Annotated in this window: 19 protein-coding genes; 9 read left to right on the top strand and 10 right to left on the bottom strand. The window is 70.6% G+C overall.

The annotated features are described in order from the left end of the window. Positions 1–245: 245 nt before the first annotated feature. From ABUW04_RS16965 to ABUW04_RS16985, 5 genes are all read left to right on the top strand, one after another. On the top strand, positions 246–1,217 hold the full coding sequence (locus ABUW04_RS16965) for a carbohydrate ABC transporter permease (RefSeq protein WP_232241992.1): 972 nt from the start codon (positions 246–248) through the stop codon (positions 1,215–1,217). A gap of 12 nt (positions 1,218–1,229) precedes the next feature. Further along, on the top strand, positions 1,230–2,054 hold the full coding sequence (locus ABUW04_RS16970; RefSeq protein ID WP_030248916.1) for a carbohydrate ABC transporter permease: 825 nt from the start codon (positions 1,230–1,232) through the stop codon (positions 2,052–2,054). 112 nt (positions 2,055–2,166) lie between these two features. Beyond that, on the top strand, positions 2,167–3,522 hold the full coding sequence (locus tag ABUW04_RS16975; RefSeq protein WP_380565563.1) for an ABC transporter substrate-binding protein: 1,356 nt from the start codon (positions 2,167–2,169) through the stop codon (positions 3,520–3,522). A gap of 94 nt (positions 3,523–3,616) precedes the next feature. Then, positions 3,617–4,672 (top strand): LacI family DNA-binding transcriptional regulator, encoded by a 1,056-nt coding sequence (locus tag ABUW04_RS16980; protein ID WP_051724801.1) that lies wholly within the window; start codon positions 3,617–3,619, stop codon positions 4,670–4,672. 365 nt (positions 4,673–5,037) lie between these two features. Then, the gene (locus tag ABUW04_RS16985) at positions 5,038–7,575 is read left to right on the top strand and encodes a CBM35 domain-containing protein (RefSeq protein ID WP_380565564.1); all 2,538 of its coding nucleotides are present in this window, start codon (positions 5,038–5,040) and stop codon (positions 7,573–7,575) included. 65 nt (positions 7,576–7,640) lie between these two features. Here the strand turns inward: ABUW04_RS16985 and ABUW04_RS16990 are convergent, their stop codons facing one another. Further along, positions 7,641–8,690: a substrate-binding domain-containing protein gene (locus ABUW04_RS16990; RefSeq protein ID WP_380565565.1), complete on the bottom strand. Its 1,050-nt coding sequence runs from the start codon at positions 8,688–8,690 to the stop codon at positions 7,641–7,643. 32 nt (positions 8,691–8,722) lie between these two features. Between ABUW04_RS16990 and ABUW04_RS16995 the strand changes: the two genes are divergently transcribed. Continuing rightward, the gene (locus ABUW04_RS16995; RefSeq protein WP_380565566.1) at positions 8,723–10,066 is read left to right on the top strand and encodes an MFS transporter; all 1,344 of its coding nucleotides are present in this window, start codon (positions 8,723–8,725) and stop codon (positions 10,064–10,066) included. Beyond that, positions 10,063–10,449, top strand: a complete 387-nt coding sequence (locus tag ABUW04_RS17000; protein WP_380565567.1) for a hypothetical protein — start codon at positions 10,063–10,065, stop codon at positions 10,447–10,449. The genes ABUW04_RS16995 and ABUW04_RS17000 overlap by 4 nt, the downstream gene beginning before the upstream one ends. Positions 10,450–10,486: 37 nt before the next feature. On the opposite strand, the gene ABUW04_RS17005 is transcribed toward ABUW04_RS17000, so the two are convergent. Together ABUW04_RS17005 and ABUW04_RS17010 are read right to left on the bottom strand one after the other, a co-directional pair. Then, a complete protein-coding gene (locus tag ABUW04_RS17005) occupies positions 10,487–10,714 on the bottom strand; it encodes a hypothetical protein (protein ID WP_380565568.1) in 228 nt (75 codons plus the stop codon). 122 nt (positions 10,715–10,836) lie between these two features. Further along, positions 10,837–11,229, bottom strand: coding sequence for a VOC family protein (locus tag ABUW04_RS17010; protein WP_030248894.1), 393 nt, complete (start codon positions 11,227–11,229; stop codon positions 10,837–10,839). 66 nt (positions 11,230–11,295) lie between these two features. Between ABUW04_RS17010 and ABUW04_RS17015 the strand changes: the two genes are divergently transcribed. Then, entirely contained in the window at positions 11,296–11,778 is a 483-nt protein-coding gene (locus ABUW04_RS17015; protein ID WP_380565569.1) for a hypothetical protein, read from the top strand. Between the two features lie 18 nt (positions 11,779–11,796). Here ABUW04_RS17015 and ABUW04_RS17020 read toward each other — a convergent pair whose 3' ends face one another. The 7 genes from ABUW04_RS17020 to ABUW04_RS17050 form a co-directional block, all read right to left on the bottom strand. Further along, a complete protein-coding gene (locus ABUW04_RS17020) occupies positions 11,797–13,236 on the bottom strand; it encodes an AAA family ATPase (RefSeq protein ID WP_380565570.1) in 1,440 nt (479 codons plus the stop codon). A 178-nt stretch (positions 13,237–13,414) separates the two neighbouring features. Beyond that, positions 13,415–15,427, bottom strand: coding sequence for an RICIN domain-containing protein (locus ABUW04_RS17025; protein ID WP_380565571.1), 2,013 nt, complete (start codon positions 15,425–15,427; stop codon positions 13,415–13,417). A 77-nt stretch (positions 15,428–15,504) separates the two neighbouring features. Continuing rightward, complete coding sequence (locus ABUW04_RS17030) at positions 15,505–17,646, bottom strand: beta-galactosidase (protein WP_380565572.1); 2,142 nt, start codon at positions 17,644–17,646, stop codon at positions 15,505–15,507. A 52-nt stretch (positions 17,647–17,698) separates the two neighbouring features. Next, on the bottom strand, positions 17,699–18,625 hold the full coding sequence (locus tag ABUW04_RS17035; RefSeq protein WP_380565573.1) for a carbohydrate ABC transporter permease: 927 nt from the start codon (positions 18,623–18,625) through the stop codon (positions 17,699–17,701). Further along, positions 18,622–19,560, bottom strand: a complete 939-nt coding sequence (locus tag ABUW04_RS17040; RefSeq protein ID WP_380565574.1) for a carbohydrate ABC transporter permease — start codon at positions 19,558–19,560, stop codon at positions 18,622–18,624. The genes ABUW04_RS17035 and ABUW04_RS17040 overlap by 4 nt, the downstream gene beginning before the upstream one ends. Positions 19,561–19,646: 86 nt before the next feature. Continuing rightward, on the bottom strand, positions 19,647–21,041 hold the full coding sequence (locus ABUW04_RS17045; protein ID WP_380565575.1) for an extracellular solute-binding protein: 1,395 nt from the start codon (positions 21,039–21,041) through the stop codon (positions 19,647–19,649). A 155-nt stretch (positions 21,042–21,196) separates the two neighbouring features. Further along, positions 21,197–22,255, bottom strand: coding sequence for a LacI family DNA-binding transcriptional regulator (locus tag ABUW04_RS17050; RefSeq protein ID WP_380565576.1), 1,059 nt, complete (start codon positions 22,253–22,255; stop codon positions 21,197–21,199). A gap of 219 nt (positions 22,256–22,474) precedes the next feature. Between ABUW04_RS17050 and ABUW04_RS17055 the strand changes: the two genes are divergently transcribed. Continuing rightward, positions 22,475–24,694 carry an NADP-dependent isocitrate dehydrogenase gene (locus ABUW04_RS17055; RefSeq protein ID WP_030248873.1) on the top strand — a complete coding sequence of 740 codons (2,220 nt, stop codon included), beginning with the start codon at positions 22,475–22,477 and terminating at the stop codon, positions 24,692–24,694. The last annotated feature ends 17 nt before the right edge of the window (positions 24,695–24,711 follow it).

Raw genomic sequence — 24,711 nt, forward strand, 5'->3', positions numbered from 1 at the left:
CACACCAGTTCAGCGTGGTTACAGCCGCTTCGGTTGGTACTCGCCCCCGGGCCGGGCAGCAAAACTCATAGTGTTCGAGCCCTTGACGGCCTTCTTCTGTTACCGATAACTATGTGCCTACGTCACGGCGATGTTAACGCACACATCAATTCCCCCAGGCCCGGGCGACCAGGGGAAACGCGTCTCGTACGCAGCCGCAGCCCACGCCACCATGCTCTGTCGCACGGCCGCAGGGAGTAGGAATTGTGACCACCAACAGCCCAGGTCTCGCCACCGCGGGACCGTCACTGTCGAAGCAGGACGCCCCCGCCCCCGCGGTGGCGGCGCCCGGCCGACGGCGGAGGCGGATCCGCACCACCGTCGAGGCCTACCTGCTCATCGCCCCCAGCCTGGCGGGATTCCTGCTCTTCCTGGTGCTCCCCATCATCGGGGTGTTCGTTCTGAGCCTGTTCAGCTGGGACCTGGTCAGCACCCCGGAGTTCGTCGGGCTCGCCAACTACCGCCGGCTGGCCGGCGACGGGGCGGCCTGGACGGCGGTCGGCAACACCGTCTACTACGTCGCCCTCAACATCCCGGCCCAGACCGTCCTCGCCCTGGCACTGGCGCTGGCGCTGAACCGGAAGATGCGCGGCGTCAAGGTGTTCCGGGTCCTGTTCGTGCTCCCCTGGATGGCCATGCCGGTCGCCCTGGGCATCATCTGGACCTGGGCCTTCGACCCGCGCCACGGCGCGGTCAACCACCTGCTGTCGCTGGTCGGCATCGTCGGCCCCAACTGGCTGACCTCCACCACCTGGGCGATGCCGGTCATCGCCTCGGTCAACGTCTGGCAGTACACCGGCTACACCATGCTGTTCCTGCTGGCCGGACTGCAGGCGATACCCGAGCAGATCTACGAGGCCGCCGCGGTGGACGGGGTCAACGCGGTGCAGCGCTTCTTCAAGATCACCCTGCCGCTGCTGCGCCCGTCGATGTTCTTCGTGCTGATCACCAATGTCATCGGCTCGTTCCAGCTGTTCGACACGGTCTTCGTGATGACCCAGGGCGGCCCGGGGACCTCGACCACCACCCTCAACTACTACATCTACCAGCAGGCGTTCCAGCTCTTCCACGCCGGCTACGCGGCCACCCTCGCGATCGTGCTGTTCGTCATGATCCTGCTGGTGACGGCCGGTCAGTTCCTGTACTTCCGCAAGCGCACCGTCTACGACTTCAGCTGAGGGACGATCACCATGTCAAGCACCGCTGTGCGTAGGACGCTGCTCTACCTGGCCCTGCTGGCCGGAGCGCTGGTCTCGGTCGCGCCCTACCTGATGACCCTGAACGCCTCCTTCAAGACCACGCAGGGGATGTTCTCCACCCAGGCCTGGACCCCGGCCCATCCGGCCACCTTCTCCAACTTCAGTTCGCTGTGGTCCAAGTACGACATGTCGGGCTTCATGGTGCACACCCTGATCGTGTCGGTCGCCATCACCATCGGCCAGGTGGTGTTCTGCTCGCTCAGCGCCTACGCCTTCGCCCGGATGGAGTTCCCCGGCCGGGACCTGCTGTTCTGGGGCTTCGTGGCCACCATGATGGTCCCTCAGATCGTGACCCTGGTACCGCTCTTCTTCATCATGAGCAAGCTCGAACTGGCGGACACCTACCGGGCGCTGATCCTGCCCTACGTGTTCGGCACGCCCTACGGCATCTTCCTGGTGCGCCAGTACTTCCGCACCATCCCGCCGGACCTGGAGGCGGCTGCGCGCATCGACGGCGCCGGCACCTGGACCATCCTGTGGCGGATCATCCTGCCGCTGAGCCGGCCCATCCTGGCGACCCTGGCCACGGTCACCTTCGTGAACAGCTGGAACAACCTGCTCTGGCCGCTGATGATCACCAGCAGCGAGCGCACCACGGTGATCACCGTCGGCATCTCGGCGCTCCAGGGGCAGTTCGCCTCCCAGTTCAACATCGTGCTGACCGCGGCCGCCGTCGCCCTGGTGCCGCTGATCGCCGTCTTCCTGCTCTTCCAGCGCCACATCGTCCGGTCGATCGCACTCACCGGACTGAAGTAGCCCCCGGCCGCCCCCGCGGCGGCCACCCCCGACCGTCGCCTCGGACGGTCCCCCCGAGCTGTCCCCTCACCCCACCGCGCAGCACCCCCGACCACAGAGAAGTGGATACCCCATGCTCAAGCCCACCACCAGGAGACTCGCGGCCACCGCCGCCTGCGCCGCCCTCGTCGGCCTCACCGCGGCATGCGGTGGCAGCAGCTCCGCCAAGGCCGGCGGAACCGTCACCCTCACCTACATGATCTGGCAGGACTCCGAGAAGGCCGCCTACCAGGCCTCGCTCAACGAGTTCGAGAAGGCGCACCCCAACATCAAGGTGAACCTGGAGCTCGTGGCCTGGGCGCAGTACTGGACCAAGCTGCAGACCGGTGCCGCCTCCCGGAACATGCCCGACGTGTTCTGGGACCACCTGGCCTACCTGCCGCAGCTGGCCAAGGAGGGGATCATCACCGACCTCAGCAGCAAGATCAAGGCCGCCAACCTGGACACCAGCATCTACAGCCCCAAGCTGCTGGCCCAGTGGCAGTCCGGCAGCGTGACCTACGGCCTGCCCAAGGACTGGGACACCATCGCCACCATCTACAACAAGTCGATGCTGGCCAAGGCCGGTCTGACCGCCGACCAGATGAACCACCTGACCTGGGACCCCAGCACCGGCGGCACCTTCGTCGCGGCGCTGCAGAAGCTCACCGTCGACGTCAACGGCAAGCACCCCAACCAGGCCGGCTTCGACTCCAAGCACGTCAAGACCTACGGCATCGCCCTGGAGGCCCCCAACGGCCAGCAGGACTGGTGGGACTTCGGCCTGGAGAACGGCTGCCAGCTGCAGGACAAGGCCTACGGCAAGTGGACCGTGAACACCCCCGCCTGCGTGCAGGCCATCCAGTTCGAGCAGGACCTGCGCGACAAGTGGCACGTCGCCGCGCCGGGCTCGATGACCAACACGCCCAACGCCGCCGACCTGCCGACGATCCTGTCCAAGGGCGACGCCGCGACCACCTTCGACGGCGACTGGGACCTGACCGCCTTCCAGTCCGCGATGCCCGCCGGCAGCTGGGGCGTGTCCGCGCTGCCCAGCGGCCCGGCCGGCACCGGCACCGTCTTCAACGGCCTGAGCGACGCCATCTACGCCCACACCAAGCACCCGGCCGAGGCCTGGGAGCTGGAGCAGTGGCTCGCCTCCGCCGCCTCCGAGAAGCTGGTCGCCGACAGCGGCACCGTCTGGCCCGGCATACCCACCCTGAACAGCGGGTTCGCGACGGCCTGGAAGGCCAAGGGGGTCGATGTGACCGCCTTCCAGACCGGCTCCGAGGGCAACACCATGGGCTACCCGCTGACCACCTCCAACACCACCTTCAACAACGTCGTGCTGCAGGACTTCAACCAGGTGTGGCTGGGCCAGATGACCCCGCAGGCCGCCGCCGACGACGTCAACACCAAGTCGAACGCGGCCATCACCAGCGGCAACTGACCGCAGCAGCACGGACGCCGGCGTCCGGCCTGCGAATTGACACCGCAGGCCGGCGCTTCCGAGAATGACCGATATGACTGGGAGCGGTAACAGCATGAGCACGGACACCTCCGCCGCACCGGGACCAGCGGCAGGCGCCCAGGCCACCAGCATCTGGGAGGTGGCCCGGGTCGCCGGGGTCTCGCACCAGACCGTCTCCCGGGTCATCAACGGCAAGCCGCACGTCAAGGACTCCACCCGGGCCCTGGTGCTGCGGACCATCGAGGAGCTCGGCTTCACCCCCAACCGCAGCGCCCAGGCTCTGGCCGGCGGCCTGGTCCGGTCCGTCACCGTGCTCACCGTCGACACCGCGCTCTACGGCTGCGCCGCCGCGCTGCGGGGCATCGAGGAGGAGGCCAGGGCGGCGGGGTTCACCGTCGGCATCAGCGTGCTGGAGCCGGACGCGGCCACCGGCACCCAGGACGTCGTGGAGCGGCTGGGCCGCCCCGGGGCCCCGGCCGTCGTCATCGCGTTCGAGACGGTCGGTGCCCGGGTGCTGGACGCGCTGCCCGCGGACCACCCGGTGGTGGGGCTGATGGAGCGGCCGGACAGCGGCCAGCAGCAGTCCGGACGGCCGCAGGTGTGGATCGACGACCGGGGCGCGGCCGCCCACGCCACCCGCTACCTGCTCAGCCTGGGCCACCGCACCGTGCACCACCTGTCCATCCCCTCCTCCACCAGCCGGCTGACCCAGCGCACCCACGGCTGGCAGGACGCGCTGCGCTCGGCGGGACGGCCGGTGCCGACCCTGCTGGACGCCGGCTGGACCCCGCGCTCCGGCTATCTCGCCGCCAGCACCCTGCTGGACGATCCGAGCGTCACCGCCATCCTCTGCGGCAACGACGACGTGGCCCTCGGCGTGCTCAGGGCCGCCCGCGAGGCCGGCCGGGACGTCCCCGGGGACCTCAGCGTCATCGGCTTCGACGACGCGCCCCAGTCCGCCTACCTCACCCCCTCGCTGACCACGGTCCGGCTCGACTTCGAGGGCCTGGGCCGGTCCGCCTTCGGCCTGCTGCACGCCCTGCTCGAACCGGACTCGGCACCGGCCCCCGGGCTGTGGGCCGAACCGGAACTGGTCGTCCGCGAAAGCAGCGGCCCGGCCCCCCGCTGAAGCCGTATCTGACTGAACTTCAGCTGCCGATCGTAGGTGGCTTGTCGCGCAGTTCCCCGCGCCCCTGACGGTGCTGCAACTTCCCTGCAGCGGTTCAGTTGCAGCACCCAGGGGCGCGGGGAACTGCGCGACAAGCCAGGCAGACGCCGCAGCCGAGTTCCGGCACCGAACACCCACCCACGCACTCACGGTCAGCCGCATCCCGGCTGCCCGTGCCGGTCCGACCTGCCGTCAATCTGTTATCGGTCACGGTCATCGGCCGCCGACGGCGCCCTCGGGCCCCACCCCACCCTGGATCCACCTCACCCAGTTGGAGCGATCCCACCATGAGATTCGCAAGCGCAGCCACGCGCTTGGCGTCCGCGATGCTTCTGCTCGCGGCCGCCACGGGGGCAAGTGCCGTATCCGTCCAGTCCGCCTCGGCGGCGACCTCCACCCTGACCGTGAACCTGGGCAGCAGCACCGGCTCGGTCCTGCACGGCGCCAACGGCGCGCTGTACGGGCTCTCCGACGCCGGCGTGCCCAGCGACAACCTGCTCACGCCGCTGGCCGTGACCACCATCGCGCAGAAGGCGCCGGGCGGCACCCAGCACCCCAACGGCGACGCGGCCAAGGTGGCCGGCACCTTCGTCAAGGACTCCAGCAACGGCAAGATCCTGATCTACATGCAGGACTACTACCCGGACTGGCCCTACGCGACCACCACGCTGTCCTCGTACCTCTCGGTGGTCGACACCATCGCCGCCACGGTGGTGGCCAGCCCGCAGCACTCCTCCTTCGAGTACGTCCCGGTGAACGAGCCGGACGGGATCTGGTTCGGCCTGGGCGTCAGCTCCACCTCCACCTACGACACCAACCGGGACACCTTCTTCACCTGGTGGGACGCGATCTACGCGGAGATCAAGAAGGACGACCCGACCGCGAAGATCGTCGGCCCCAACGAGGCCAACTTCGACAGCCGCTTCCTGCCCGACTTCCTGGCGCACGCCAAGAGCGCCGGCACCCTGCCCGACATGATGAGCTGGCACGAGCTGTCCTCCAGCTCCACCGCCAACTTCGCCTCCCACTACAGCACCTACCGTGCCGAGGAGACCGCCGCCGGGGTCAGCGCGCTGCCCATCGACATCACCGAGTACGGCGACCGCCGCGACCTGTCGGTGCCGGGCCAGCTGGTGCAGTGGATCTCGGCGTTCGAGAACGCCAAGGTCTACGGTGACATGGCCTACTGGGACATCGCCGGCAACTTCGACGACCTGACGACCGGCCAGAACACGCCGACTGGCGCCTACTGGCTCTACGACTGGTACGCGCGGATGACCGGCAACACGGTCTCGGTGACCCCGCCGTCCCCGAACACCACCGACACCCTCCAGGGCGTGGCCTCCTACGACACCACCAAGGACCAGGCCCAGGTCATCCTGGGCGGCTCCTCCGGAGCGGCGAACGTGGTGCTGAACGGGGTCTCCTCCAGCGTCTTCGGCTCCAATGTCGCCGCGACCGTCGAGGAGACCGACTGGTCCGGCTACGCGGGCGCCGGCGCGGCACCGCAGGTGATCTCCCGGGCGGTGTACTCGACCTCCTCCGGCAGCATCACCGTGCCGCTGACCGGCATGAAGGCCATGTCGGCCTACCGGATCGTGCTCACCCCCTCCAACGTCACCACCCCCACCGCGGCCAACGCCCCCTACAGCGCCTCCTACGAGGCCGAGGCCGCCGCCATCACCGGCGGCACCGTCTACACCCAGGGCACCGTGAGCAACGCCAACGGCTACGCCACCTCGGGCACCCAGGACGTCGGCTCGCTCAACACCTCCACCAGCGCGGTCACCTTCACCGTGACCGCACCGACGACCGGCTCCTACGACCTCGGCATCTACTACGGCAACCAGGGCGGCACCTACGCCCAGCAGGCACTGAGCGTGGACGGGACCGCCTCGCAGCTGGTGAACTACCCCGCCACGCTCAACTGGCTCTGGCGCAGCCGCAAGGACGTCACCCTCACGCTCTCGGCGGGCACCCACACCATCACCCTGGCCAAGTACAACGCGACCCTGGGCACCGCCATCGGCGAGGTGACCCTGGACAAGATCGACCTGACCGCGGTCTCCTCCGCCGCGACGGTCTACGAGGCGGCGCTCGGCCGCACCAGCGGCACCGTCAGCTACAACTACACCGCCTCCGACGGCACCGGTGAGGGCCGGGCCGTGCTCGCCTCCGGAGCCTCCTCGACCGCCGACGTCTACGCACCCAGCGACGGCTTCTACACCACCACCGTCCGCTACGCGACCAGCGGTTCGCTCACGCTGACCGCCAACGGCAACACCGTCACCGGCGGCACCCTGGCCTCCACCTCGGGGTCCATGTCCACCGCGACGGTCAGCCTCTACCTGCAGGCCGGGATGAACCCGGTGACGGTGACCGCCAGCGGCGCCGCCTCGGTGGAGAACGTCACCGTCGCCGCCACCGGCAGCACCAGCGGCGTCACCACCTACCAGGCCGAGAGCTCCGCCAACACCCTCGGCGGCACCGCCGTGGTCACCGCCGACACCTGGGCCTCCGGCGGCAGTTACGTCGGCTACATCGGCAACGGCTCCGCCAACACGCTCACCTTCAACGGCGTCACCGCGGCCCACGCCGGCACCTACATGCTCGCCATCCAGTACTCCAACGACGACACCTCGGGATCGGGCAACTACAACTCCAACATCGAGTCCCGCACCGCCTCCATCTCCGTCAACGGCGGGACGGCGACCACGGAGGTCTTCGCCAACACCTTCAGCTGGGACCAGTTCAACACGGTGGACATCCCGGTGACCCTGGCCGCCGGCAGCAACACCATCACCTTCTCCAACGCGTCCGCCTACGTCCCCAACATCGACTCCATCCGGATCGCCGCACAGTGACCATTCTCTGAGCGAACGTCAGAACCGAGGCGGAGGGTCCGGGGCGCAGCGCCCCGGACCCTCCGTCAGTGACGCGTGCTGCCCCTGCGCACCACGGACCAGGGCGCGGCCGTGGACACCGGCTTCTCCCCGAGCGCCAGGTACGCGCAGGCCGTCCCCTGGTCGCGCAGCGACTGGGCGACGGTGGTGAGCCCGAGTTCGGCGGCCACGGCGCCGTCGTCCCAGCCGGTGACAGCGAGGTCGTCGGGCAGCAGCAGTCCTGCGGCGCCCGCCGCCCGTACCACCCCGGCCGCCAACTGGTCGCTCATCGCGGCGACGGCGTCCGGCGGCTCGGGGGCCGCCAGCAGCGTCGCCGTCACCTGTTCGGCCTCGGCGGCATCGTTGCGCGCGCACACCGCGACCAGCACGTCCGCCCAGGCGATCCCGGCGGCCCCGGCGGCCTGCCGGTAGCCCTCCAGCCGCTCCCGGGTCACCGGGAACAGGACCCCGGCGGGGTCCGTGCCGCTGGAGACACTGCTGATCCGCTCCCGGGACAGCGGAAAGCTCAGCACTGCCGGGCGTTCCGCGCCCGCGAACGCGACCGCGCCCGCGGCCCGTGCCGCCGCCCGGTTGTCGATGCCCACCAGGGCCAGCCCCCGGACCGCCGGGCCGCCGTGCACCACGGCGGGGCGCTTCATCGCCCGGACCGCCTCCAGTACCGGATCGTCGTCGGAGGTGGTCCACACGATGAATCCGTCGACGGCCGCGGTCCTGATCCGTTCGGCGTCGTCCGCGGCGCCGGTGACCGGCAGGATCGTCATCCCGTAGCCGCGCCCGGCGCAGACCTCGGCGATGCCCGCCAGGAAGGACGCCGCCTGGGGGTCCTCGAAGGCGTAGTTCAGGTGCTCGCCCAGCACCACCCCGAGCGTGCGGGTGCTGCCGCGCCGCAGCGAGCGGGCACTGGGGTCTGGCCCGGCGTAACCCAGGCGGTCGGCGGCGGCGAGGACCTTGGCGCGGGCCTGCTCCGAGACCCGGCCTGGCCGGTTGTAGGTGTAGGAGGCGGTCATCACCGACACACCTGCCAGCTCGGCCACCTGAGCCAGGGTCACTCGTTTCGGGGCTGCGGGCGGTCTCATGCTGCCGAGTCTACGTGTGTATCGTTACACGCATGTCCGGGACGCCGAGCACCGCGCCGCGCAACCTGATCGTCTCCGCCCTCACCGCCTTCGCCGCCTTCGGCGCGTTCTGGGGTGTCTGGGGCGCCTCCGTGCCACGGGTCCAGCAGCAGGCCCACGTCACCGACGGCCGGCTCGGGATCGCACTGCTCTTCGTGGCCGCCGGCGCCCTTCCGGCGATGCTGGTGGTCGGCAGGGCCCTGGACCGATGGGGGCTGAGGACCGCGGCCCTGCTCGTCATGGCCCTGGGCACGGCAGGCGTCGCCATGGCCCTGACGGCACGGAACCTGCTGGGCCTGTGCATCGGGCTGTCCCTCGTCGGCGCCTGCAGCGGTGCGGCGGACGTGGCCATGAACGCGGTCGCCGGACGCGCCGAGGCGCTCTCCTGCCGCCCCGTCATCACCCGGGCCCACGGGGTCTTCTCCACCCTGGTCGTCCTCGCCGGCCTCGGCACCGGCCTGGTGTCCGCCGCATCACTGCCGCTCGCCGTGCCCTTCGTCTCGGTGGCCGCACTGTCGCTCGTGGCCGGGGCGACGATGCTCAGGACGCTGCCCTCCGGTCCCTGGCATCCGGGAGGCGCCGGCCATACGGCCACGGATGCCACACCTCCCGTCCGTCCACGGCTCCTCCCGCTCCTGCTCGTGGGGGCACTGGGCGCGCTCGCCTTCGCGACCGAGAACGCCCACCAGAGCTGGAGCGCGGTCTTCGCCCGCGACGAACTGCACGCGGGCCCCGGACTCGCCGCCGTCGCGCCCGCCGTCTTCGCGGGAACGGTCGCGGTCACGCGCTTCTCCATCGGCGGGCTGAAGGCCGCCCACGCCCGTACCGTCCTCCTTGCCGGAGCACTCGCCGCCACGACCGGCACCGTCGTCGTGGCCGCCGCACCGACGCTGCTCGTCGCCGCGCTGGGCCTGGTGGTGGCCGGCGCGGGCACCGCCGTGCTCTTCCCGACGCTGATCGGGATCGTCTCGCGCAACGTCGAGGAATCCCGCCGGGGCCGGGCGACGTCCACGGTCACCGGCGTCGCCTACCTCGGATACCTGCTCGGACCCGTCTACGTCGGACTGTGGGCCGACGCCGACGGGCTGCGTGCGGCCCTCGGTGCGGTCGCGGCCCTGGCCGCGGCCCTCCTCCTGCTGACCCAGCTGCTGCTACGGCTGACCGGATTCGACGCCTCGACGTACCGGGGCCGGGGGCGGTACCGCCGCCGGCCGACCGTCCTGCCGACCGCTCTTCCGTCCGCCGTGGCGCCCGAGCCGTGGCTGACCTCGGATAAGCTCGCCTCTCCGAGGTGCCAAAACGGACATGGCACCTCAACCGGGAGGGAACCTTCATGAGCTCCAATCGCAAGCAGGCCCCCGCCCTTCCCAACCTCGCCGATGCCTACCGGCTCGCCTCGGTGGCGGCGGTCGACAGCGAGTCCCGCGACGCCGCCGCGCAGGTCGCCGCCACCGAGCTGCGCCGCGCCTCGCACCCCGGCCGGGTCACCTGGGCCCCCACCGACCAGACCGAGCCCGACCCGACCCCGCAGACCGTGGTCGACGGCGACGGCGACCTGTGGCTGCGCACCCCCGCCACCGGCGCCTGGACCATGCCGAGTTTCGACCCCGCGCACGATGCGCCCCGCTGCGGCGACGCCCTCACCTGGCAGCAACTCGCCCACGAGTACGGGCCGTTGACCTCCCTCGCGGACGACCGCCGGGCCGGCGGTCGCCGGTGACCTCGGCCCTGCAACCGGTGGGCCAGGAGCGGACGGCCTAACGGGTCCGCTCCAGCCGATAACCGTCCTCCCTGGTCACGGCCGGATTGGCAGCCGCAGCCTGGAGCACCATCCGGTGCACCGGGGCGGCATTGGCCTTCTCCAGTGCCGAGGCGGTGGCCGCCGCCGGCCCGAGCACCACCGCGGCCGCCACCCCGGCGACCAGCCACGGCCCCCTGCTGAACCAGCCCCGCAGGCCGCCGCCGCTGTTCTCACTGCCCGTCATCTGCCCCTCCTCGCCCGCTGTCCCCCTGATCGACAGTTACGAGTCTCAACTGCCGTTCTGGAGATCGTCTTTGGCTTGTCTCGGAGCACGATGAGAACCACCGGCGGCTGGGCGCTGCGGCCTCACCCGCGGAGCAGGAGCCACTCCTGGAGCTCGACCAGGTTCCCCGCCGGGTCCATCAGGTGGGCGACGCGCATACGGTCCGTCATCGGGGCGGGGCCGTGCAGCAGCGCCGCTCCTCGCTCGGTGATCTCCCGGCAGTAGCCGTCGAGGTCGTCGACCCGCAGCACGACCAGGGACCGGTAGCCGGTCGGCTCGGCGGCGAGCTCACCCAGGACCTGGGCCATCTGCGCGCGGTCCTGCAGCGCCACACCGGCGACGCCGCCTTCGGGGGTGAGCTTGGCATAGGGGCCCTGCTCCGCCTCGAACTGCGGCTTCAGCCCCAGCACATCGCGGTAGAAGCGGTAACAGCTGGGGAAGTCCGCAACCAGCAGGCGGACCTGGGCGAGTTCCATCGACGTCCTCACACGACTACGCAGGCATATGACCCCGCCAACGTATCAACCGGGCAGGATGGCGGTATGCCTGATCCGTTCGACCTGCCCGAGCCCCGCCTGGTCCTGCCCGGGGAACACCCCGCCTGGGACGAGGCGCTGGCCCTGCTCAACCGCGATCTGGCGGCGACCCTGCCGGAACAGGGCCCGCTCCGGCTGCTCGCCCTGCCGCCGTTCGGCGCGGACGGCCCGGAGCACGTCCACGTCGCCCTGGACAACGGCGAGTGGCACGGCAACGCGCTCTGGCCGGAATCGGCGGAGCACCCGGCCGCCGCGCTGGCTAACGTCGCCGACGCCGCGCAGGAGACCGTCACCGAACGGCTCTGGCAGGCGTGGCCGCTCTGCCCCGAGCACGACCTCGGCATGCACCCGCGCGAGGCGGACGGACGGCTCGCCTGGTGGTGCGCGGGCGACCGCCGCCGACGCGGCCCGGCCCACGTCCGCGCGGCGGTGGGCGAACTCGACACCCTCCTCCGCCCGCACCGCCCCAACCGCAAACGCCGGCGCTAGGACAGGCCGACGCCGTTCCTACTCACCCCGGTACAGCCTTTCGAGGTCGACCAGGATCACCTCTCCCCTGCGGCCCGCAGCGACCAGCTCGGGGCTGAACCCACCGCCGCCGAAGCACGCCGGCCGGGCATGGGTCGTGTCCATCCCCCTGGCCCCGAGCAGGACCAGAATGTGCCGCAGTCGATCCAGATCGCGCACCCCCATCTCCCGGTGCCACTTCACCTCGCCCACCGACAGCAGGATGCCGGGATCCTGACCCACGATGCCGTGCACCACCACGTCCACCTCGTGGGAGGACCGCCCCTTCGGGTCGGCCACCACCCCGCTGCGCACCTCGGTCGGCAGTCCCCCGAAGGTCTCCGGCGCGGCGAAGGCGGAGACCCACTCCCGGCACATGGCCTCAAAGTGCGGCCCCAGGACCGAGCACTCGAACTGCCGCTGGTTCTGCTGCCAGGCGAGGCGCGGGCGACGCCGCTCGATATGGGTGAGCGAGGGCAGCATCACCGCATGATGGAAGGTCAGCAGCGGCTCCGCGATGCGGTAGGTGTTGCGGTTGCCTCGGAAGGCGTCGGGTTCGATCTGCAGCAGTCCGCAGTCCTCGAGCACCTTGAGTACATGGGTGAGGTCGGTGGCCGGGCGTCCCACGTAGCTGGTGACGCCGCTGCGGGTGTGGTTACCCGCCGCGATGGCGCTGAGAACGGCCGAGTAGAGTGCCCGGTCGCGCAGATCGGGCTCTTCGGCCAGCAGGTAGCGGGCCTCGCGGTAGAGGGAACTGCTGGGATTGAGCACAGCTCGTTCGAGCCAGGGTTCGAAGTCCGTCAGGGAGTCCGGGGCGTCACCGTTGACGAAGTCCCGATAAGCAGGGGTTCCGCCGACCACAGCGTGCGTGAGCACCGCGAGCCGGAGGTCGTCGATGCCCCAGAACTCGGCTGCCTGCCGGAAATCCAGCGAGTGCACCACCAGGTCCAACGACGCCCGGCCGCGCAGCGGGGCCGAGCCGGAGAGCAGCCCGCCCATGAAGGAGATCGCACTGCCGCAGAGCAGCAACCTGGTCCGCGAGGTCAGCCGCTGCGACCGTCGCGGCCCGTACGCGGCCTGGATGATCGAGGGCAGCGCGCTGTTCTGCCGGGCCAGGTAGGGGAATTCGTCGATCACCACGGGAAGGGAGCGGTCCGAGCCGAGCGCGAGCAGTTCGTCCACGGCCTCCTCCCAGGTCGCCAGCCTCAGCGGCCCGATCCCGCGATGGCGGCCGAGGGCCGTGCCCAGTGAGTGCAACGAGACGGTCTCGGTCGACTCCACCGCCTGGAAGTAGAAGCCGTCCGCCGCCTGGGCGAGCGAGTCGAGGAGGAAGGTCTTCCCCTGCCGACGCCGACCGGAGACAACGCCGAGGGTCGCCCCGGCCCGCTCCTGCGTGGCAAAGGCGACCAGATCGCTCCACTCCACCTCCCGATCGAACATCGCGGCAGGTCGGGGAATGTGTCCTGTGACCGGTCGCGGCATGAGGCCTCCTCCAGTGCCCGCAGATTTGTAGCAATACGTTTCTACTAACTACAAAGCTACAAAAAAGTCACTCCGGAGGGGCAGCGCACCGGGGCGGCGCCCGTGTGGCGCCGCCCCGGTGTGACGCCTTCTGGGCTCAGTTCAGTCGGCGCACCGTCCAGAGCTGGTCGGAGGAGTCGGACTCGGTCCAGGAGACGGACTTGGCCAGGTCGCTGGACGAGCCCTGGGCGATGGTGACGTAGCGGCCGGTGCCGGCGTTCTTCACCAGGTACTGGTTGCCGTGCGGGACCAGGGTCCAGACCTGGTTGCTGTTGCCGCTGACGGCGGCGGTCTGGGTGATGGCGTCGGTGGAGGCCGGGTAGGTGTCGGTGAGGACCAGCCCGGAGTTGACGTTGACGATCTGGTAGCCGCCGCTCACCGCGGCGAAGCGCCACAGGTGCCAGGACTGGTCGGCGTACCACCACTGGTCGGCCTGGGTGCCCGAGGCGGTGGAGCCGCCGGGGATCTCCAGGTACTCGCCGAAGTTGTTCTGGATCGAGTACTGGCCGGTGGTGAGGGCGGGCAGGGCGGTCTGGGTCAGCGTCCAGCGCTGGTTGGCGCCGCCGGTGTCCTCCCACTGGTCCACCGTCGAGCCGGAGCTCTTGGACCACTGGTAGTCGTCCAGCAGCAGGCCGCTCCTGCGGTTGGCGAGGGTGAAGCTGCCGTCCGACTGCTGGACCACCGACCACTCCTGGGCCGCGGACCCGGACGAGGCCGTGCGCAGTTCCGTGGTCGCACCATCGGCAGTGGACCCGCCGGTCACCGCCAGCAGCTTGCCCGCCGCCACATCGGTGAGGGTGAAGTAGCCGTCGGCCTGGCGGGTCAGCACCCACTGCTGCTGCGTGCTGGTGGCCGCCGCGGTCAGTTGGACGGCGGGGCTGCCGTCCGCGGTCGCGGTGGCGCCGAGGTTGAGGCCGGAGTAGCTGTTGGTCAGGGTGTAGGTCGCTCCGGCGGAGATCCCGGGGGCGATGTTGTCCAGGGCGAACTGCACCTGGTTGAGGTAGCTGCTGTCATGGTAGCCGCCGGTCAGCGTCATCACGGTGTTGCCGTCCGGCATCAGCATCAGCGAACGGCTGTAGCCGCCGGGCGCGTTGGAACCCTCGGACTTCCAGGAGCCCGCGGCGCCGCCCGCCGTGTTGACCGCGAGCGCGGTCTGCCCGCCGTCGCTGACCACGATGGTCCCGTTGGCACCGCCGCTGGGGGTCCACACGACGTAGGGCTGGCAGCAGGGCTTGCTGCCGTCGTTCAGCACGATCTGCTGGCCGGTGGCCGAGCCGAAGCTCTCCGGATCACTGGCGATCTTGTAGTAGACCGGGCAGCCGCCGGACGGGGCGTTGCAGTACTCGTACGTCATGATCCACTTACCGCCGCCGATCGCCGCCACCGTGGCCATCCCCGGACGCGCCGACTGGGCCGGGTAGACCACGTCGTCGACGACGGAGCCCCAGCTGGTGCCGTCGGTGCTGGTCTGGTGCACCAGCTTCTGCGAGTTGACCGAGTTCTCCCGCTGGTCCGAGTAGTAGACGTCCAGCCGGCCGTTGTTCATCAGCAGGAACGGCTCCCACACCGGGGTGTTGGGGTCCGCGGTCCAGGCCGCACCGCCCTTGGCCACCGAGCTGAGGAAGTGCCAGCTGGCGCCCTGGTCGGTGCTGTCGTAGAGCAGGATCTCGGTCGAGCTGCGGTCGGCGGGCACCGACAGCCCGGCCTCCAGCAGGGTGCCGGCCGGCAGGCTGCCCAGGGCCGCGGGCAGTTCGTAGATCTGCGGGTTCCAGCGCATCCCGTACCCGTTGACGGTGTCGGTGACCTGGGACAGGTAGCTCCAACTGGTGCCGCCGTCGGTGCTCCGGTAGACGGGGAAGTACGGCGTGCCGTTGGTGTACACCTCGAAGGTGGTGAGGATGGTCCCGTTGGCGTCGCCGGCGTGGTGCAGGGTGATCGAACGGGCGTACATCGCACCGGGGTTCACGTACCCGGCGGCGGAGGTGGGGGTGAAGACGGTCTGCACGGCGCTGGTCCGGGCCTGCGCCGCGGGGGCGCCGCCGAGGGCCAGGGCGACCGCGGCGCAGAACGCCAGCGCGACCGCCCACAGGGATCTTGCGGCTCTTGCCATGTTCCCTTCCTTCCAGGCAGGGCCGGCCGGGGCGGTTGCAGGGTGGTCGCCCCGGCCGGCCGAGAGGTGGGCCCGGCTCAGACCGGGGCGGGCCCTTCACCGCCGGTGGCGGCGAACACCCGCACGTCCCAGGCGCCGAGGTCCAGCACCGTTCCGGCGGGGACGGAGCTGCCGTCCAGGGCGTCGGTCAGCTCCACGGGAGCCACCGCGCGGGCGGGCTCCCAGCTCCAGTTGTGCAGGATGTGCACCCGGCGTCCGTCCGCCGAGGTACCGGTGCCGGCGGTGACCGAGGCCGGCAGTTCCTGCCAGCCGCTGACCGGGGCCGGGGCGAGCCAGACCGCCAGGGCCCGGGCCAGGTCGCGTCCGGGGACGGTGCCCACCACGGTCACCCGGCCCCCTTCGTGCTGCCGGGTGGTCACCGCCGGCCAGCGGCCGAAGTGCGGGTGCCGGTAGCCGGCCAGCACCTCGGCGTCGTCGACGGTCAGGCCGTCGGCCCAGCGGGTGGCGGTCGCCCCGTCCGGCAGTGCCAGCGGGCTCCCGGGCACCGGGCGCAGGTCGAGCGGGTTCGGGAGGTTGCTGAACTCCTCGTAGTGCACGCCCGCGGCCTTCGCCAGCCTCCCGGGGGCGGGCTCCTTGCGCGCCCGGGCCTCCTGGTCGGCGTAGCCGGTGCGCGGGCCGAGCACCAGATGGCCACCGGCCCGGGCGTAGGCCTCGAACCAGTCGAGCGTGCTGTCGGCGGCGAGATAGAGGCCGGGCACGACCAGGACGGGGTGGCGCCGCACCGCCTCCTCCGGACTCAGGCCGGCCCGTTCGCCGCTGGGGTCGTGCAGTTGGCGGGCGTGGACGATCCGCACCTGGCGGCCGGACTCGAAGGCGCCCCGGTAGAAGGGGTCGACGATGCGGTGGTAGGAGGCGGGGTCGGGTTCGCCGTCCGCGGTCGCCAGCGGCGGGTACTTCTGCATCAGCCACTTGCTCGGCGTCGAGTACACCAGGGTGATGTCGGCGTCCGGCTCGATCCCGGCCACCAGCGCCTCGGTGGCCTCGAACTCGGCTCCCAGCCGGGCGAGTTCGGCATAGGTACGACCGGGACGGCCGCTGTGCGGAAGGATGCCGCCCCAGTAGGTCTCGGCACCGAAGTGCAGCGACTGCCAGTGCCAGTACTCGATCATCTGCGCGCCGCGCGAGACCAGCGCCCAGGCGGCCTGCCGCCACTGCCCGTCGTAGGCCGGACGGTTGTCCCACGGGAAGCCGATGCTCGCCGCGTTGGTCTCGGTGACCAGGAACGGCGCCTGGCGCGAGGAGAACATCCAGTCGGCCGTCTGGTACAGCGCCCAGGTCCCGGTGGTCTTCCAGACCTGCTCGTGGTCCTCGGGCGTCGGGTCGGGCAGCAGCAGTCCGTCCTGCATGTCGTAGTACGGATTGCCGGTGGCCACGTCCAGGCTGTCGGTCAGCTCGTCGTCCTCCACCGCCCGCCGGGTGTAGGAGATGCAGGTGGTGACGAACTGCTCCGGGCGGGAGTACTCGCGGACGATGCCGGCCTGCCAGGCGATGAACTCGGTGGTCTGCCGGGCCTGGAACGCACGCCAGGCGACGTCGTACTGGGGCTGGAAGTTGCCGTCCGGCGTCCACAGGTCGGCCCAGGTGGAGAGCCGGTGCGACCAGTAGACCAGGCCCCACTCGCGGTTGAGCGTCTCCACGTCGCCGTAGCTGTTCCGCAGGTGGTCGGTGAAGCGCTGGAACACCCCGTGGTTGTGCAGGAGTTCCAGACCCGGCTCGTTGTCCACCTGGAAGCCGATGACGGCGGGGTGCAGTGCGTAGCGCTCCATGATCCTGCGGATCACCCGCTCGGCGTGGAACCGGAACGCCGGATGGGTGAAGTCGACCTCCTGACGGGCCCCCCAGCCGATCCGCTGCCCGGTGGCCCGCTCGCCGGTGATCTCCGGGTACTGCCGGGCCAGCCACGGGGGCACCGCGTAGGTGGGTGTGCCGAGGATGACGGATATCCCGCGCTGGTGGGCGCCGTCCAGCACCGGCTGCAGCCAGTCCAGGTCGAACCGCCCGTTCTCGGGCTCCCAGGTCGACCAGACCGACTCGCCGACCCGGATGACGCTGAACCTCGCCTCGGCCATCAGGTCCAGGTCGGACTTGAGCCGGTCGGCCGGCTGGTACTCGTGGTAGTAAGCGGCGCCGAAGAGGACGCGGGCGGGCAGGACCGCCATGAAGGCAACCTCCGGTAGAAGTGTGCTGTGGGGAACGTAGGCTGATGAGCCGTCACTGCTTGACGGCACCGCTTGCCAGACCGCTCTGCCAGTAGCGCTGCAGCAGCAGGAAGGCGACCACCAGCGGGATGATCGAGAGCAGCGACCCGGTGGTCACCAGCGCGAGCATGTTGCTGCTGGCGCCGGCCCCGCCGTTCTGGGCCTGGGCGGCCCAGGAGGACAGCCCGACCGTCACCGGGTACAGGCTCGGGTCGTTGAGCATGATCAGCGGCAGGAAGTAGTTGTTCCAGGTCGAGACCAGGGTGAACAGCACCACCGTGACCAGGCCCGGGGCCAGCAGCCGCAGGGCCAGCGTGAAGAAGATCCTGGCCTCGCCGGCCCCGTCGATCCGGGCCGCCTCGATCACGCTGTCCGGGACGGCGTCCTCGGCGTAGATGCGCATCAGGTAGAGGCCGAAGGGGTTGATCAACGACGGCAGGATCACCGCCCAGGGGGTGTTGACCAGGCCCACCTTGGCGAACAGCAGATAGGTGGGGATGGCCAGCGCGGTGGTGGGCACCATGATGGCGCCGAGCACCAGGTTGAACGAGGCGCCGTGGCCGCGGAAGCGGAACTTGGCGAAGCCGTAGCCGGCCGCGGCGGCCAGCATGGCCGCCCCCAGCGCGCTGACCCCGGCGTAGACCACCGTGTTGAGCAGCCAGCGCCCGAAGACGCCGTTGTCGTAGGTCAGCGTCTGCCGCACGTTGGTCCACAGCTGCGGGGCGTGCGAGAACCACAGCCCGAAGCTGTTGAACAGGTCCTGGGTGCTCTTGGTCGAGGCGATCACCAGCCAGAACAGCGGCAGCAGGAAGTAGGCCAGGGCCGCCAGCATGGCGATCGTCAGCGGGGTGCTGCGCCGGTGCGCCTGCGGCCTGCGCCGGCTGCGGACGCCGGGCGCGGTGCGGGCGGGTGCCCGGTCCGGGGCGGTCGTGGTGGTCACGAGGCCCTCCTGCGGTTCGCGGTGATGAGGACGGTGTAGGAGACGATCACGATCACCAGGCCCAGCAGGAAGGACACCGTGGCGGCGTAGTTGACCTGCTGGCTGGTGAAGGCCAGCGAGTAGCCGTAGAGGTTGGCGGTGTAGGCGCTGTCGATGACGTTGGGAGCGATCGTCTGCAACAGCTTGGGCTCGTTGAAGAGTTGGAAGCTGCCGATCACCGAGAACAGCAGGGTGAGCATCAACGCGGGCCGCAGCGCGGGCAGTTTGACCGACCAGGCGATCCGCCAGGCACCGGCCCCGTCCACCGCCGCCGCCTCGTAGAGCTCGCCGGGGATGGTCCGCAGCGCGGCATAGAGGATGATCATGTTGTACCCGACGAACTCCCAGGTCACGACGTTGGCGAGGCTGGCGAGCATCCAGCTGTCACTGAGGAAGTTCGGCACCGGGACGTGGAAGTGCCGGCCCAGCTGGGCGAACGGCCCGAAGGACGGCCCGTACAGGTACCCCCACATCAGGGTGGCGACCACGCTCGGCACCGCGTAGGGCACGAAGATGCCCAGCCGCACCACCCGCGCGAACCGCATCAGCCCGCTGTCCAGCGCGAGCGCGAACAGCAGCGCCAGCAGCAGCATCACCGGGACCTGGATCAGGAAGAACAGCGCGACCCGGGCGACCCCGTGCAGGAACAGCGGGTCCTTCAGCGCGGTGACGTAGTTCTGCAGGCCGACGAAGGTCGTCCCGCCGATCAGCTTGTGCTGGAACAGGCTCAGATAGGCGGCGTACCCGAGCGGCGTGAGGAACAGCAGCAGGAAGAGCACCATGAACGGGGCGACGAACAGCGGGCCGGCCGCACCGGGGCGCACGCCGCCGAGTCGGCGGCGCCGCTCCACCGGGCGGCGCGGGGCCTCGCGGGAGGCCGCGGTTGTGGCAGACATGAGCGGGCCTTTCTGGGAATTCGGAGCGGTCCGGGGAGCGGGGCCGTGCCCTGCCCGCGGGACGGGCCGGGCACGGCCCCCGGCCGTCAGGACTGGACGGTGAAGCCCTGGCCCTTGGCGTAGCTGGTGACCCGCGACTGCCACTGCGCGAGCGCGGCGACGGTGTCGGTCCTGTCCGCGAGCGACTTCCCGACCGTCTCGGTCCAGTCCGTGACCACCTGGTCCAGGAACGGCGGCCACTGGAAGGCGGTGGCCACGGTGGGGCCGATGTCGGCGAAGACCTGGTTGACCTGCTGCCCGCCGTAGAAGGCGGACGCCTGGCCGGCGAAGCCGGGGTCGGCCAGCAGCGCCTTGGTGGCCGGGAAGAAGGACTGCTTGGTCGCGAAGAGCTTGGCGCTGTCCGGGTCGCTGTTGAGGAACTGCGCGAACACCGCCGCCGCGATCGGGTTCCTGGTCGACTTGGTGACCGCGGTCGTCGAGCCGCCCCAGTTGCCCGAGCTGGGCGCGGAGGCGTCCCACTGCGGCAGCGGGGCCGCCCGCCACTTGCCGGTGGTGGACGCGGCCGAACCGGAGAGGAAGACCGGGCCCCAGGCCGCGGTGAGCCAGGTGGCGTACCGGCCCGAGTTGAACCCGGCGTACCAGGCGTCGGTGAAGTCCGGGTCGGAGCTGACCACGCCCTCCTTGGCCAGGCCGCCCCAGTACGCCCCCACCTTCTGCGAGACCGCGTCGTCCAGGTTGACGGTGACGGTGCTCTTGCCCGAGGTCGCGTACGGCTTGGCGCCCGCCTGCCACATCAGCCCGTGCCAGGCGGCGGGCTCGTTCGCCGACATGTTGGTCAGGTAGACGCTCGGGTCGGCCGCGTGCAGCTTGCGTGCGGCGGCCGCGAACTCGTCCCAGGTCTTGGGCACCGCGATGCCGTGCTTGTCGAAGATGTCCTGCCGGTAGAGCATCCCCATCGGGCCGGTGTCCTGCGGGATCGCCCAGACCTCGCCGTTGCCGCCGCTGACCTGGCCCCAGGTCCAGTCGACGAACTTGCTGCGCAGCGCCGAGGCGCCGTAGGGCCGCAGGTCCAGCAGGCTGTCCGTGATCGTGAAGGTCGGGATGTACTGGTACTCGATCTGGACCGCGTCCGGAGCGCCGGTGCCGGCCTGCAGCGCGGTGCGCAGCTTGGTGTACTGCGCCGCGCCCTGACCGGCGTTGACCACGTTGACCTTGATGGCCGGGTACTTCTTCTGGAACAGCGCGACCTCCTGGCTGATGTCGGGGACCCAGCTCCAGAAGGTGATCGTGGTGGGCGTCGACATGGCCTTGTCGATGTCGGCCTGGCTCACCGGCTGGGCCGCGGCGGCCGATCCGGTCTTGCCGCCACCGCTGCCGCTGCTGCCGCAGGCGGCCAGCGCCGCGCCTATGGACGCCGCACCGGCGATGGCCAGGAAGTTTCTCCGGTTCAGCTGGTTGGAGCCGGGGGTGATTCTGGGCATGGCGAACTCCGTTGTCTGCATGAAGGGTTGAGGGAACGTCAAATGAGGGCGGTCGGGAGGGGACACCGACGGCCGGGGTGGGGTGGTGTGAGGTGGGGTGGTGGTGACAGCTGCGGAGGTGGAGAAGAAAGGGCGGGCGGAGGCCCCACTGCCTGCTACCGGTCGCGCCCCGGGGTCGTCCGGCTGCGCGGCTGCGCCGTGGAGGCGCGGACGACGAGTTCGACCGGTGGGTCGTTCGCCGGCGGGAGGTCCTGCTCGGGTTTCTCGATGGCGTGGACCAGGAGCCGGAGACCCTCCTGCGCCACCGCGTCGAAGGGCTGACGCACCGTGGTGAGCGGCGGGGTGACGAAGGCGGCGACCGGGATGTCGTCGAAGCCGACCACGCTGACCTCCTCGGGCACCCCCCGGCCGGCCTCCGCCAGGGCCCGGATCAGGCCGATCGCCATGTCGTCGTTGGCGGCGAACACCGCGGTCACCCCGGGGTCGGCGGCGAGTTGACGACCCGCCGCATAGCCGGAGGCGGCGGACCAGTCGCCCTCGACGACGGCCGGCTCGCGCCTGCCGCGGGCCGCCAGCGCCGCCCGCCAGCCATCCAGACGGTCCCTGGCGGCGAACCAGCGCTGCGGTCCGGCGAGATGGTGCACGGTCTCGTGCCCCAGGTCCAGCAGGTGCTCGGTGGCCACCCGCGCCAGCAGGTCGGCACCGACCCCCGCGGTCACCGCGCGCGGGGCGACGAAGGACGGCGAGGCGCCGAGGACGATCACCGGTACGTCGACCTGGACCGCGACCGCGCCCTCGTCGATCGGCTCGGAGATGACGATGCCGTCCACGCCCTGGTCCAGCAGGGACTCCACCGCGCCGGTGACCCCGGCGGGGTCCCCCTCCAGGGTGTTCACCACCCGCAGCGCGTAGCCGGCGTCCCGGACCGCCCGCTCGATGCCCATGAGCAGCGAGGCCGGCCCGTACAGCGCCGTCCCCAGGGTCACCACGCCGACCGAGCGGGTCCGTCCGGAGGCCAGCGCCCGGGCCGCGCTGTTCAGCCGGTAGCCGAGCTCGTCGGCGGCCGCCATGACGCGCCGGCGGACGTCGGCGGAGACGTACGGCTCGTCGTTGAAGACCCGGGACACCGTCTTCTGCGAGACACCCGCGAGCCGGGCCACGTCCACGCTCCGGGGCGTGGACGCCCGCTCGCTCCGTGGCACCGACTGGGTCATGGCGTCTCCTCGTTGGGCGGCTGCTCGATCGTAGTGCGTCGCGATGTGACTGCGCAGACATGTCTACGCAGTCAGAGAGAGCGCGTCAATACTTCGCGCAACATGTCCGTCATCTGCCGCCCCGCCGCGGGGCTCCGGTCGGGGGTGGTGGTGTCGCACAGGCCCGCGAACGAGATATCTTGATGTCGAGAAACGTTGGAGACGTGAATCGGAGTAGCGGTGACTGACTCGACCATCATCTATACGCACACTGACGAGGCCCCGGCCCTGGCGACGTACTCGTTCCTGCCGGTGGTCCAGGCGTACGCCTCGACGGCGGGCGTCAAGGTGGAGACGCGCGACATCTCCCTGGCCGGGCGCATCATCGCCAGCTTCCCCGAGCGTCTGGAGGAGGGGCAGCGGATCTCCGACGCCCTCGCCGAGCTGGGCCTGCTCGCCAAGACCCCCGGCGCCAACATCATCAAGCTGCCGAACATCTCGGCCTCGGTCCCGCAGCTCAAGGCGGCCATCGCCGAGCTGCAGGGCCAGGGCTACGCCCTGCCGAACTACCCGGACGACCCGCAGACCGACGAGGACCGCGACGTCCGCGCCCGCTACGACAAGGTCAAGGGCAGCGCCGTCAACCCGGTGCTGCGCGAGGGCAACTCCGACCGCCGCGCCCCCGCCTCGGTGAAGAACTACGCCAAGGCCCACCCGCACCGCATGGGCGCCTGGACCCCCGAGTCGAAGACCAATGTGGCGCACATGGACGCCGAGGACTTCCGCTCCACCGAGAAGTCCGCGGTGATCGCCGCCGACGACAGCCTGCGCATCGAGCTGGTCGGCGCCGACGGCTCGGTCAAGGTGCTGCGCGAGTCGGTCCCGGTGCTGGCCGGCGAGGTCGTCGACGCCTCGGTGATGCACGTGGACGCGCTGCGCTCCTTCTTCACCGCCCAGGTCGCCCGGGCCAAGGCCGAGGGCGTGCTGTTCTCGGTGCACCTCAAGGCCACCATGATGAAGGTCTCCGACCCGATCATCTTCGGCCACGTGGTCCGCGCCTTCTTCCCGAAGACCTTCGCCCAGTACGGCGCGGTCCTCGCGGCGGCCGGTCTGAGCCCCAACGACGGCCTCGGCGGCATCCTCAAGGGCCTGGACGCGCTGCCCGAGGGCGCGGCGATCAAGGCCTCCTTCGACGCCGAACTGGCCGAGGGCCCGGCCCTGGCGATGGTCGACTCCGACAAGGGCATCACCAACCTGCACGTCCCCAGCGACGTCATCGTGGACGCCTCCATGCCCGCGATGATCCGCACCTCCGGCCACATGTGGGGCCCGGACGGCAAGGAGGCCGACACCCTCGCCGTCATCCCCGACAGCAGCTACGCCGGCGTCTACCAGGTCGTCATCGACGACTGCCGGGCCCACGGCGCCTACGACCCGTCGACCATGGGCTCGGTGCCCAACGTCGGCCTGATGGCGCAGGCGGCCGAGGAGTACGGCAGCCACGACAAGACCTTCGAGATCCCCGCCGACGGCACCGTCAAGGTGGTCGACACCGCCGGGAACACCGTGCTGGAGCAGCCGGTCGGCACCGGCGACATCTTCCGGATGTGCCAGACCAAGGACGTGCCGATCCGCGACTGGGTCAAGCTGGCCGTCACCCGCGCCCGCGCCACCGGCTCCCCCGCGGTGTTCTGGCTGGACGAGGGCCGCGCCCACGACGCCAACCTGATCGCCAAGGTCAAGGCCTACCTCCCGGAGCACGACACCACCGGGCTGCAGATCGAGATCCTCACCCCGGAGCAGGCCACCGCGTTCTCGCTGGAGCGGATCCGCCGCGGCGAGGACACCATCTCGGTGACCGGCAACGTGCTGCGCGACTACCTGACCGACCTGTTCCCCATCCTGGAGCTGGGCACCAGCGCCAAGATGCTCTCGGTGGTCCCGCTGATCAACGGCGGCGGCCTGTTCGAGACCGGCGCCGGCGGCTCCGCCCCCAAGCACGTCCAGCAGCTGCTCAAGGAGAACTACCTGCGCTGGGACAGCCTGGGCGAGTTCTTCGCGCTCGCGGCCAGCTTCGAGCACCTGGCCCAGAGCACGGACAACGCGCGGGCCCAGGTCCTCGCCGACACCCTGGACCGGGCCACCGGCACCTTCCTGGAGCAGGACAAGTCGCCCAGCCGCCGCCTGGGCGGCATCGACAACCGCGGCAGCCACTTCTACCTGGCCCTGTACTGGGCCCAGGAGCTGGCCGCGCAGACCGCCGACGCCGAGCTGGCCGAGGCCTTCGCGGCGCTCGCCAAGACGCTGACCGAGCAGGAGCAGGCCATCGTCGCCGAGCTGATCGCGGTCCAGGGCTCCCCGGTCGAGATCGGCGGCTACTACCAGCCCGACCCGGCCAAGGCCTCCACCGTGATGCGCCCCTCGGCCACCCTCAACGAGGCGCTGGCCACCCTCGGCTGACACCGTGTGAGGTAGCT

The organism is Streptacidiphilus jeojiensis, from assembly GCF_042510965.1.
Lineage (GTDB): Bacteria > Actinomycetota > Actinomycetes > Streptomycetales > Streptomycetaceae > Streptacidiphilus > Streptacidiphilus jeojiensis.